Annotated in this window: 8 protein-coding genes; all 8 read left to right on the top strand. The window is 51.3% G+C overall.

All coding sequences use genetic code 11. From position 1 onward, the window contains the following. Positions 1-261 precede the first annotated feature (261 nt). The 8 genes from ESZ91_RS01285 (at position 262) to ESZ91_RS01250 (ending at position 12289) form a co-directional block, all read left to right on the top strand. Positions 262-2220 carry an InlB B-repeat-containing protein gene (locus ESZ91_RS01285; protein ID WP_161970996.1) on the top strand — a complete coding sequence of 653 codons (1959 nt, stop codon included), beginning with the start codon at positions 262-264 and terminating at the stop codon, positions 2218-2220. Beyond that, positions 2217-4214: a glycosyl hydrolase family 28 protein gene (locus ESZ91_RS01280; protein ID WP_129223330.1), complete on the top strand. Its 1998-nt coding sequence runs from the start codon at positions 2217-2219 to the stop codon at positions 4212-4214. Before ESZ91_RS01285 ends, ESZ91_RS01280 begins: the two co-directional genes overlap by 4 nt. 109 nt (positions 4215-4323) lie before the next feature. Continuing rightward, positions 4324-5715 (top strand): ABC transporter substrate-binding protein, encoded by a 1392-nt coding sequence (locus ESZ91_RS01275; protein WP_129223328.1) that lies wholly within the window; start codon positions 4324-4326, stop codon positions 5713-5715. Positions 5716-5728: 13 nt separating this feature from the next. Continuing rightward, entirely contained in the window at positions 5729-6637 is a 909-nt protein-coding gene (locus ESZ91_RS01270) for a carbohydrate ABC transporter permease (RefSeq protein ID WP_129223326.1), read from the top strand. Continuing rightward, a complete protein-coding gene (locus ESZ91_RS01265; RefSeq protein WP_129223324.1) occupies positions 6630-7511 on the top strand; it encodes a carbohydrate ABC transporter permease in 882 nt (293 codons plus the stop codon). The genes ESZ91_RS01270 and ESZ91_RS01265 overlap by 8 nt, the downstream gene beginning before the upstream one ends. 23 nt (positions 7512-7534) lie before the next feature. Continuing rightward, complete coding sequence (locus tag ESZ91_RS01260; RefSeq protein WP_129223322.1) at positions 7535-9034, top strand: ADP-ribosylglycohydrolase family protein; 1500 nt, start codon at positions 7535-7537, stop codon at positions 9032-9034. Position 9035: 1 nt separating this feature from the next. Next, positions 9036-11285, top strand: coding sequence for a glycoside hydrolase family 65 protein (locus ESZ91_RS01255; protein WP_129223320.1), 2250 nt, complete (start codon positions 9036-9038; stop codon positions 11283-11285). Continuing rightward, complete coding sequence (locus ESZ91_RS01250; protein WP_129223318.1) at positions 11282-12289, top strand: LacI family DNA-binding transcriptional regulator; 1008 nt, start codon at positions 11282-11284, stop codon at positions 12287-12289. The genes ESZ91_RS01255 and ESZ91_RS01250 overlap by 4 nt, the downstream gene beginning before the upstream one ends. The last annotated feature ends 3 nt before the right edge of the window (positions 12290-12292 follow it).

The following is a 12292-nucleotide window of genomic DNA, read 5'->3' as shown; positions in this document are numbered from 1 at the left end:
CTTTTATTTTGTCTGAATTTTATTTTACATCTACGCTTTGTTCGTCCAGCCGTCAAAAATTTTATTATCTTTTTTTGAATACCCCCTTGACAAACTGAATTTTTATGGTACAATAACAGCATATTGCGACCCGTGTCGCAATATGTCAACAAGTGCAAGGAAGTTATTCGGCGCACTCTCTTTTTCATCATTATGCGACACGTGTCGCTATGCTTAAAAAAATTCGGCAAATTGCCGAAAAATATAGATGGAGGAGGAAACATGAAAAAATTAGGTGTTGTTTTATTGGCGGTCGCTTTGGCATTTGGTGTGATGGGAGGGGGCGTGTCTTATTTGTCGGCAGAGGATTCGGCAGAAAAAGTTCCCGGGGATTTTACTTCTGCGGCAAATCTGTTTGTGGAAACAGACGATTTACTGGATTCATATGCCGTCGATGCAGAAAGCGTTTCGAACAGGCCGTATCCCGCCGATTGGGGGATGAAATTCGGCAAAACGAATGAAGGGGAATACACCTGCATGAACAACGAAAGGCAGGAAAGAGCAAACCAAGCCCATACGGCTGTGTATCTGCCGATGAGCCGCAGCGTTGCCGGCACAGCCGCCTACTATGTGTCTGCGGATATCACCGTGGGCAGCAGAGCGGATTGGGGCGGTCTCGGCATCGTGATCGGCGAGGGAACGGACGACGCGAAGTCCCCCGTCGGTATCTGGTACTGCGTGGATGATCCGAAGTTGGTGCTTGCGTCGGGCGGAAATGAATTTGCGGCGTTTTTCGGTACGGAACAGGAAGACGGTTCGGTCGATCCGGGCGTTGCGTTTGCCGTCGGGGACACGTTCACCCTTTCTGCGGTCGTGGACGGGCAGAAAATTTCCGTATACGTTGACGGAAATAAGATCGGCGCCGCCTATACGCTCGGCGAAGACAGCGGATTTATTCCTAAGATCGGGGCGGAGTTGAAAAATTATAACGGACGTTATACGAATTTTGTTTTTAAAACTCTCGAAGCGGAACCCGAAGTCACCCTTGCCGAATTTGAGCAGGCTGACAATCTTTTCGTGGATTCGGCAGGGTTGGCGGATACTTATGAATTCGATAAAAATATGAATGTAGTAGGGGCATATCCTTCCGATTACGGAATGAAATTCGGCAAGACGAGCGGCGGTTATTATACGCGCGTCAACAATAAGATGCAGGATTTCTGTACTTCGGGGGCGCATACGGCTTCCTATCTCGCAACGAGCAAAGATATCGGCAATGTGGAAACTTATTGCGTATCCGCTGAAATTACGATAGGAGACAGAGCCGATTGGGGCGGGCTCGGCATCGTGATCGGAAAAGGCACGACGGAAAGAGAATTCCCCGTCGGCGTCTGGTACTGCGTGGATGCGCCCGGACTCTTTTTAGCCGCGGACGGAAACGAATTTGCCAATGCGTTCGGTTTGGGGCAGAGCAACGCTCTCGTCGTCGGGGATACCTTTACCCTTGCCGCAGTCGTGGACGGACAAAAAGTTTCCGTTTATATCGACGGGGAAAAGATCGGCGATACATATACGATCGCGACGGAATTCACGCCCGCGATCGGCGCCGAGGTAAAGCAGTATTACAGCAAGTACAGGGACTTTACTTTCAAAACTCTGGATACGGGATTACAGGCAGCCGAATATACCGTCACCTGTATTTCAGGGGCGGTGGAGATCGGAACGATCGGATATACCTACGGTGAAGGCGTCGCGCTTGCGCCCATCGAAAGAAAGGGCTATCAGTTTATGGGATGGCATCTCTTCCCCGATCTCAGCGATCCTGTGATTGAAAGCATCGATGCGGCGATCGGCGGAAATATAACCGTATATTGCGAATATAAGATCGCGAATTATTCGATCGCCTATTACGACGGCGAGACCAAGATAGAAAACGACAAACTAGTCAAATCGTACACGATGCAGCAATACGTACAGTTGCCGGGCGCGGAAGACATGGAGAAGGAAGGGTATACCTTTGAAGGTTGGTACACCGCCGCCGATTTCAGCGGAAACGCCGTCACCGCGATAGAGATGGGCTCAACGGGCGATAAAGTTTTCTATGCAAAGTACACGAAGGTCGGAGGAACGTCGTCCGGCGGTTGCGGCGGCTCGGTGATCGGCGTATCTTCTGTTTTCGCGTTGGCTGCTCTCGGTGCCGCGGCTGTCATGCTCAAACGTAAAAAGGCGGGCGGAAGATGAAACGGGCGATATTGACCATTCTCAGTATTTTTCTGATGTTTTCAATCATAGGTTGCGCGCCGGATACGGAAAAAGGACAGGGGGATACGCTGGATGCCATCGATGCCGAGGTCGATACGTGGGAGGCACCCGAAGCCTTCGGCAGAAACGATCGTTATAAAGTCGAGGTATCTGAAGACGGGGAATCCTGGCGGGAGATCGCGGTCTATAACGTAAAAAACGGACACCAGAAGGGAGATCCGCTCATAACGCAGGGAGGAGCCGTGTACTTCGGTGAACCGTATACCGCATCGCTTGCCGTCTTTGATTTTACGGGTACGGCAGGCATACGCGTCACGTATAACGGCGGGGCGTTGGCGGAAAAGGGTTACGTGATCAGCCCGGCGTCCTACAACATAAAGAGCATACAGGAGGGAAATACGGTCACTTTCACGCTGACGCAGAATGCGGAAAGCCCGAGAAAAGTGGTATTTCGTCCTGCGGACGAGTGGGAGGCGGAAACGCTGCACATCATGACGAATGTCCCCGAGGACGAATACGCCGCAGAACAAACTGCGGAAAACGTATATGTCGTCGAAGAAGGGCAGGAAGTCCCCCGTATGCTGCCCGAGGGCAAAGATACTTATTATTTCAAGAAAGGTATCCACACGCTTCCGGGCGGCTATTGGGTGGATATCGATCTCGGTTCCGAACGGCAGGTCGCGAGTTTCGACCTTCTGACGCCTCCCAGACAATCGTTTGTTCTGCCCGGCGGAGTATGTTTCGAAATTCAGGCGAAAACCGGAGAAAACGAGGCGTGGAAACGTGTTTACGAATCTTCGGGCGAGGCGGCTGAAAATAATTTTAACCTTACGGGCATTCCGTTAAACGTCAGCGCGCGTTATTTCCGCCTGATCCTGAACGGAAATTACAACGTCGCGCCCGTCGGGGACGACAGATATGTGCACGCCGTCCATATTCAGGAATTTACGCTGTACGATGCGGATGGCAACAACGTTTCGCTGAACAAGGCGACGGCGGGTTCGGCGAGCGACTTTTCGGTCGTGACCGACGGCGCGCGCGGGGCGAATTACGGGTACGCGTATGCGGGCGAAACTTTCAGCGCGCAGAGCGGTTATACCTATTATTTCGAAAAGGGTTCGGTCGTCAAGGGCGCGTTCATTTCCGAAAATACGGAAAACGTGACGCTCTGCGGCAGAGGGATCCTTGACAGCGGCGGCCTGCTTTCCACGCATGAACTTTCGGAGGGCAGAAACGGTTCCGTTCATTTCGAATATTGCAAAGACGTCGTCGTGGAAGGTATTACCGTCATGCACGCTCCGATGTGGATGCTGGTGATCAATCACAGCGAAAACGTGCTGGTGGACGGCGTGAACCTGTTCGGCTACTGCACGAATGCGGACGGTATCCATTTCAGCGCGTCGAAAAACGCCGTGGCGACAGGGTGCTTTATCCGTACGACGGACGACCTTTTCGTCGCATACCATTACGGAGATGCGGACGGACTCACGTTTAAAAACAGCGTGCTTTGGAGCGACGGCGGGCGCGTACTCCTGCTCGGTTTGGATACCAGGGGAGATATACGCAACGTCACGATGGAAAACTGCGACGTGATCACCTATCAGAACGTATGGAGTTTACAGGAATCGGGCGGCTTTGCGCAGATCATCGCCACGGGCGGAAATACGATCGAGAACGTGACGATCAAAGACGTGCGCATAGATGCGGTACGCTTTCCCGTCATCGCGCAGTTTTTACAGATACGTACGGGTAACGATGCGTTCGGGTCGGGGTTTATCAAAAGTATTTCGCTCGAAAATGTTTCGTTTGCCGGCGAATGTAAGCCGAAATCCTTGATCTCCGTCGTGATTCCCGGCGGTTCGATTACAGGCGTATCTATGAAAAACGTTTCCGTTCACGGCGTTGCCGTCACCGACGGCAATATCGCGGAGTATTTCAACGTCGATCCCGGCATCGGGATACGATTCGGATAAACAGCGTATGGTGCCCGGGGCGCAGGGAGCATAATATTGTGTTCCCTGCCCTTACGGGCGGATCCGTCGGCGGAAAATGCCGAACGTTTGAAAATTCAGGAGGAAGTTTATGAAAAAAATTTTGGCGCTGCTGTTCGGCGCCCTGTTGGCCTGTTGCTTTATGTTTGCCGGATGTGATCAGACTGAGATCGGCGATGAACCGATCGACGGCCTCGATCCGAATACGGAAGTCAAAATTTCGTTTATGCATATGTGGAGCGAACATTCCGCGGCGATCCAAAGCATTATCGACGGGTTTGAAAAAAAGTATCCGAATATAACCGTGGAAATTTCGATCACGCCGTATGACCAGATCGAACAGGTGCTGCAAGCAGCCTTTATCAGCGGAAAACTGCCGAACGTGTACATATTTTACACTCACTATATGAACCCGCTGGTGTCCGCATCCGACGGCGTGATGGCGGGAACGCTCAACAATCTGCACGATGAGATCGTCGATTCGTTCATTCAGCCCGATGCGTGGGAAATGGGGAACATCAACGGAAATTATTATTCTGTGCCGTTCCGCGCGACGGGGGAACTGGTTTTTTATAATAAGACGCTCTTTGAGGAAAAAGGTTGGGAAAAACCTGATACGTTCGAGGAATTTGAACAACTTATGGACAAAATATACGCCGACGGCGATTATATTCCTTTGGCTGCGGGCGGACAGGACGACCAGATCACGTATCTCATCAACGCCATGTCGCTGTTCCTTTCCGTCTTGGACGGCAGCGTCGACGAACCCGGATATCAGGTCGGCCGCCTGGAACCGGACGAGGATATTTCGGATGCGGTAGCGGTGTACGAAAAGGTGCGCGATTGGTACAAACAGGAATATTTCGGCAGGGGAGCGATCGCTGTTTCAAGTTCGGGCGCCATCAAGCAGTTTACTTCGCGCAATGCCGCCATGGTATTCGCGAACGTCAATAATCTGGGCGACATCACTTCGATCATGCCGAACGATCAGATCGACGCGTTCGCGATTCCCGCGCCCGAAGTGATTTCCGATGAAGTCAAATATGTATTCGGCGGGTACGACGGCATTTCGTACAGCCCCGTTGCGAGCAAGGATGAAATGGCGGCTTCGCTCATGCTGATCCGCTATCTGGTCAGCGACGAAGTGCAGCAGATTCTTGCCGACAGAACGCAGTCCATTATCGTGAACAAGAATGTAGAATATCACGACGCCACCTATGCGGCGTTTGCGGAAGAATACAAATATGTCGGAGCGTACGCCACCGGTATCGATTATATGACGGGCGATCATTCGGCGGGCAATAACACCATTATGTCTGCTTACATTGCGGGAACCTCCGGTCTGACAGCCGCAGAAACGATCAAACTTTTGAACGATAACGTGTATATGGATATGCAGGATACGCTGATCAACGATCCCCCTGTCGATTGGTACCCCCGTCAAAATCCCAAGAAAGATTTTGATCGGAGTTGGTTGAATTGATCGAGGGGAAAAGATGGTTAATGTAAGATCCATTCAGCGTCAGGCAAACATAGTCGGCTGGCTTTTGATGATCCCTACCGTCGTCGGGATCGCTCTGTTCATCCTGTATCCCGTCGTATTCTCCCTGATCATGAGTTTTACGAACTGGAAATTCGTATTTTACAACGTCCGCTTTATCGGTGGGGGCAACTATGCGTGGCTGTTCAGCGCGGCGGGATCGCAATTCTGGGTATCCGTATGGACGAGTATCAAATTTACCTTTATATCCACGTCGATCCAGACGGTCTTGGGCTTTTTTCTCGCTTATACGCTGTACAATATGAATCCCAAGGCGCAGGCGATCTATAAAGTACTCATCTATATTCCCGTGCTGCTGCCTGCGGCCGTCGTAAGCGTAATGTGGACGTTTTTCTTCGAGCCGAACGTAGGTTTGATAGACGTATTGCTTACGAATATGGGATTCAAAAACCTGCCGCTTTGGCTGGCGGATGAAAATATCGCCCTCGGGTCCGTGATATTCGTCAATACCTGGCAATATCTGGGCGTGACGACGATCATCTATTTTATCGCGATGAACGCCATTTCGCGCGACGTGCTCGAAGGCGCCACGATCGACGGCGCGGGAAAGTGGATGATTCTGTGGCGGTTTATCCTGCCGCTTTCGTGGAGTTCCACCTCAGTGAATCTGTTGCTCTCCATCATGGGCGGATTAAAATCTTTCGACTTGTTTTACCTGTTTACGAACGGGACGGGCGATCACGGGCTCTATGTGGTCGGGCTGTATATATGGCGTACCGCGTACAAATTCAAAACGTTTTGCCGCGCAGTCACGATGTCCATTATTTTGTCCGTCATTATCGCTGCGATCAGCCTGTCTTTAAACTGGCTGCTCGGCAAAACGGAGGATAAGATCGATGCGTGAAAATGGTATGGCGCAGGCAGTAAGACAGCAGAGCAGGACGGTCCGCAAAGTTAAAAAATATACGGGGACCGCGGTTACGTGGACGATCATGCTATTGCTCACAGTTTTGGTACTGTATCCGCTGCTGTTCGTGTTTTCCACTTCTTTTAAAACGTACGGGGAATTTTTGGAGAGTCCTTTTTCCATCTCGTTCGCGCATCCGGAAAACTATGCGCAGGCGTGGATAGACGGCAATTTTTCGACGTATTTTTTAAATTCGGTGCTCGTAACGGGCGTTACGGTCGTCGCCAAGGTCTTTATGAGCGGCCTTGTGGCATACTGCGTCGCGGTATTGAAGATCAAGGGCTGGAAAATCGTCATGGCGGTCATTATGTCCACGATGTTTTTTACGGGCGAGATCACGGGGATCCCCACGTTCCTGCTGGCAAGAGAATTGCACCTGCTCGATACGATATGGGCGTTGATCGTGCCCGGCTTATTGGGCCCGGCGGGGCTGGGCGCTCTTTTGGGTATGGGGTACGCAAAGAAAATTCCCAAAGAACTGCATGAAGCGGCGCTTCTGGACGGGGCGGGCATTTTCGGGATCTTCTGGTATATCGATCTGGTCTTAATGATCCCGATGCTGACGTTCGTCGCGATTCAGACTTTTACGGCGACCTGGAGTGATTTTTTCTGGCCGTTGATCACAATTACGACCAACGAAAGCGCAAAGACGCTGCCGTTGGGATTGATCAATTTCCAGTCTCAAAACAATTCAAACTACGGTGTTCTGTGCGCGGGGCTGTGCATTATGACGGTTCCCATTATTCTGCTGTATAGTTTCCTTTCAAAATATTTTATCGAAGGGGTCGCGGCAGGAGCGGTCAAAGGTTAAATAAATATAAGGCGGTAAAAATAATGATCGTAAATGAAAAAAGTATTCAAAACAAAGTTTTAGGCTGTTGGTTCGGCAAAAATATCGGAGGTACCTTGGGCGCGCCGTTCGAGTGGCGGCGCCAGATCAACCATGTGACGGATTATACGCAGGATCTGGGAGGGAAGGCGCTTCCGAATGACGACTTGGATATTCAGTTGCTTTGGCTGATCGCCCTGGAAGAACGCAAACTGAACGTTGACACGCGCGATCTGGCTTATTATTTCAGTATTTTCGTCACGCCGCACTGGGGGGAATACGGTACGGCGAAGACGAACATGAAACTCGGTATGGAGTCTCCTTTCTGCGGCCTGGAAAATAACGCTTACCGGCACAGTTGCGGCAGTTATATCCGCAGCGAGATCTGGGCGTGCATCGCCGCCGGAACGCCCGAACTTGCCGTCCGTTACATGATGGCGGATTCCGCCATCGATCACGGCGGAAATACCGAGGGTACGTATGCGGCTGTGATGGTCGCCGCCATGGAGGCGGCGGCGTTCGTGGAGAGCGACGTAAACAAACTGATCGAGATCGGCTTAAGCTATATTCCCGAAGGGTGCGACGTTGCGGCGGTAACGCGGCTGGTACAGGATTGTTACCGCAGCGGAAAATCGTATCTGGAAGCGCGCGACGAGGTTCTTCGGCTCTATCGCGGCGCTCCGTTCAGTTATGACGACGGGAAAAAGATCGTCGTGCTCTGTGACGAGCGGGATCGGGAAATGGGGTTTGCCGACGGCGTCAAGGGCTACGACGTGGTAGACAATTTCGGGATCATCATGATCGGTCTTTTGTACGGGCAGGGGGATTTCGGAAACACTTTGTGTTATGCGGTCAACTGCGGCGAGGATACCGACTGTACCGCGGCGACGCTCGGCTCGATGCTGGGCATTATTTACGGGGCGGAAAAGATACCCGAAAAGTGGTTGCGGCCCATTGGTTCTCAGATCTCGACTTTGTGCTTAAATCACGGGGAGATCGAAGGAATGGTGCCGAAGACCGTGGAGGAACTGACCGAGAGGACGATGCGGCTTATGCGCATGAGCGACGCGCTGAACGACTTGAATCTGGGAACTACGCCCGTTACGGACCTGATATGTCCTCCGTTGCTGAGGAATAAATTATACGCCCGCGCGGACTGCGCCGTATACGATTTCAAGTTTTTTGAGATAGCGGTAAGTTATCCGGATGGTATTTATCTGAAAGGAAACAGCGGTAAAGTGCGTATCCGCGTAGAAAATAAATTCCGCGTCACGGAAAACGTCGCCTATCGCTGGTTTGCGGAAGAGGGGTTTGCGACCGATTATGCGGAGGGATACGTGTATTTGTCCCGGAATACGTACGGCGACCCGTCGTGCGAAATGGACTTTACGTTCAGCACGGAGGGGAATCCCAAACTGAAAAACAGATTCGTTTTCCAACTGACCGCCGAGGGGCGCGCCTCCGCGATGACGGTTCCCGTTTTATTTTTGAAAGGAAGAGAATAAAATGCGCGATATGCGGTATGTTTTGACCGAGGAAAAATACGATATGGCAAAAGAGCGGCATCACGCCACTCTTTTTGCCACCGGCAACGGATATATGGGTGTACGCGGCAGTTTCGAGGAATACTCTACGCTCGGCGTACAGGGGCTGTACGTGCGCGGCATTTTAGATGAGATCACGGAAATATGCACTCCCGTTCCCGACGATTACTATATGAAGAAGTATTACTTCAACGAAGAGCGGCTGAAAGATTTCGAAAAGACGGAATGCGGCGTCAATCTTGCGGATATCTTGACCGTGCGTATCGCCATCGGCGGAGAACTTTTTCAGATGCACGAGGGCACTGTTTTATCTTATCGCAGGGAACTGGACTTTCGGACGGGCACGCTCGTACGCCGAGTACGTTGGAAAAATGCGTCGGGAGATATCACGGATTTACGCTTCGAACGCTTTGCTTCCTATGCCGACGAGCACTTCTATTGTCAGAAAGTAACGGTAACGCCCGTCAATCACGGAAAACAAATAGAAATAAGCAGCGGTATGGATCTTCGCGCGAAGACGAACGGGCAGCGCGTCACGAAAATTCTTTCGCAGTCGGTACGGGGACAGAGTATCCGCGCGGAGATCGAAAGCGGAAACCGTTACGCTTTTGCCTGCGCTTTTGCCGTTGAAAATACGTTGACGGGAAATTATACGGCTGAAAAAGCAGACGAACAGGGGATACTCTGCGTAAAATACAGCGGCAGCGGAAAGTGTGTGCTGGAAAAAATCACCTGTGTCGTCACTTCGCGCGATACCTGTCAGCCGCTCGGCGCGTGGATAGAGCGTCGCCTGCGGGAAACGCCGGGTACGTATGACGCAAAATACAAAGTCCATCTTTCCGCCTATCGCCCCGCGTTTGAAAGAGGCAACGCGGAAATAGAAGGCGACGACGAAATGGCGCGGGCTGCCGCGTTTTCCTGCTGGCAAACGCTCATCTCCGCGTGTAAAGCCGACAGCGTCCACGGCGTCGGGGCAAAAGGGCTCACAGGCGAACAATACCACCAGTACGTCTGGTGGGACAGTGAGATCTATCAGATGCCGTACTTTATTTATACCGCACCGCAGATTGCGCGGCATTTGCTGGAATATCGGTATAAAACTCTGGCGCAGGCGCGAAAAAATGCCGAAAATGCCGGTTTCCGCGGGGCAAGGTACGCGTTCTGTTCGGGCGTTACGGGAGAAGAGTGCGTCTGGTCTTTCTGCAATCATCCGTTTATGCAGGATCACATCTCGGCCGACGTCGCGTTTTCCGTCCTGAATTACGATGCCGCGACGGGCGATCGTGATTTTATGGAAAAATACGGATACGAGATCTTGTTCGCTTGTCTGGAATATTGGCTGAGCCGAGTCGTAAAAACAGAGCGCGGCTTTGAAATTCTGCGCGTGACGGGAACGGACGAACACCATCCGTTCGTGAATAACGACGCGTACACGAATTATATGGTCCGATATATCGCCGATCGGGGGTGCCGTATCTTGCGGGAACGGGCAGACTCCTTTGATTTCGGGAAGATCGGCGCGGGCGGCGATCTTGCGCGCAAATTGGAGAAGCTCAGCGATGAGATCTATCTTCCCGTCGACGAAAACGGTATGATACCGCAATTCGACGGTTATTTCGGATTGCTGCGGGATTCGGAAACGACAAAATACGTGCAGGGCTCCCAGATGAAACATAAGGGCTATCATCAAAGCCAGTTTATCAAGCAGCCTGACGTCGTCATGCTCTATACATACAACAATGTGGACATGGACGAGAAATATTACGCGCGGAATTTCGATTATTACGAAAAGATGTGCGAATGCAGTTCTTCCCTTTCGTACGCGCCGCATGCGATCGCCAGCATCGATAACGACAGGCTGCTGTCTTTTTACGAATATCTGAAAAAGACTGCGGAGATTGATCTGAAAAATCTGCACGGCGGATCGGAAGACGGGATACACAGCGGGTGCGCCGCAGGGGTATGGTATTCCGTGTTCCGTGGGATATTCGGATGCGTGTGCGGGGAGGACGGGATACGCCTTTGTCCCAAACGGCTGCCTTGGTGGAAGAGCGTGCGGCTGAGGTTTTTTTACAAAAGCGGCTTGATTAAAATGGAAATATGTGGTAATATTATATCGATATCGAAGTTGAGCGGGCCTCCCGCACAGATATCAATATACGGTAAGGAATATTTGCTGAAAAAAGGCAAATTACAGGTTGAGATTCGATGAACGGTATAAAAGTGACCAGAGAAATGGTCGCGCAACGCGCCGGTGTCTGTAAACAGACTGTTTCATGCTATCTGAATAAGACGAGGGGAGTGTCCAAGGAAAGCGCGGATAAGATCGAGGCTGCCATAGGAGAACTGAATTATGTTCCGAATATGGTAGCCAGAGGACTTTCGCAAAAAAAGACGATGTCGCTTGCGATCATCTGCGATGATTTGGGAAACCCGAATTACAGTGAGATCATCAGCGGCGTAGAACGGGCAGCAAAGGCGAAAAATTATTCCGTTTTGATTTTCGATATCGCGATGGACGGCGATTCCGTAGCGAAACAGATCATCGCGAGACGGGTCGACGGCGTGATCCTCTTGACCTTTAAAGAAAAGTTGGGCGAAAAAAATATATGCGATCTCGATAATCACGACGTCAAACTGGTGATAACCCACAGTGCGGGAGAGATTTCGGATAAATATATGCAACTCGAACCCGATTATACCAGTGGTATGGAAGAAACGCTGCTCGCATTGCGTGAGCGCGGACATAAAGATATCGTCATGCTGTCCTGTTTCGGACTTGACGATAAATATGACAGGCGATTGAAGATCTTTGCCGACTGTTATCAAAAGATCTTCGGCCGTTCGGCAAAATATTTGATCGACGATGCGAACGGCGGGGCGTCGCTTGAAACGGGGCGTCGCCTGGCGGAACGGCTGTGCAATGAAAATTTGGCCGCGAGCGCTATTTTGACGACGAATGACTTGATGGCGATCGGCGCCGTCAAATATTTTAATCAGACGGGGCTGATCGACCGTATCTCCGTCGTCGGGTTCGACGATATGGCGTTCAACGAATATATCTCGCCGTCGCTTTCGTCGATCGGGTACGATAAGATCGAATACGGAAAAAAATTGGTGGAACTTTTTCTTGCAAGCAGCGGCGGAGCGGAAGCCCGTACGGAATACGTAAAGACAAAGTTGTTTATGAGGGAAAGCATCCGCCGCGTGAAGTAGTCG

Source organism: Candidatus Borkfalkia ceftriaxoniphila, assembly GCF_004134775.1.
Taxonomy (GTDB): domain Bacteria; phylum Bacillota; class Clostridia; order Christensenellales; family Borkfalkiaceae; genus Borkfalkia; species Borkfalkia ceftriaxoniphila.
Note: the sequence above shows the minus strand (reverse complement) of the source record. Positions and strands in the feature narration are given on the sequence as shown.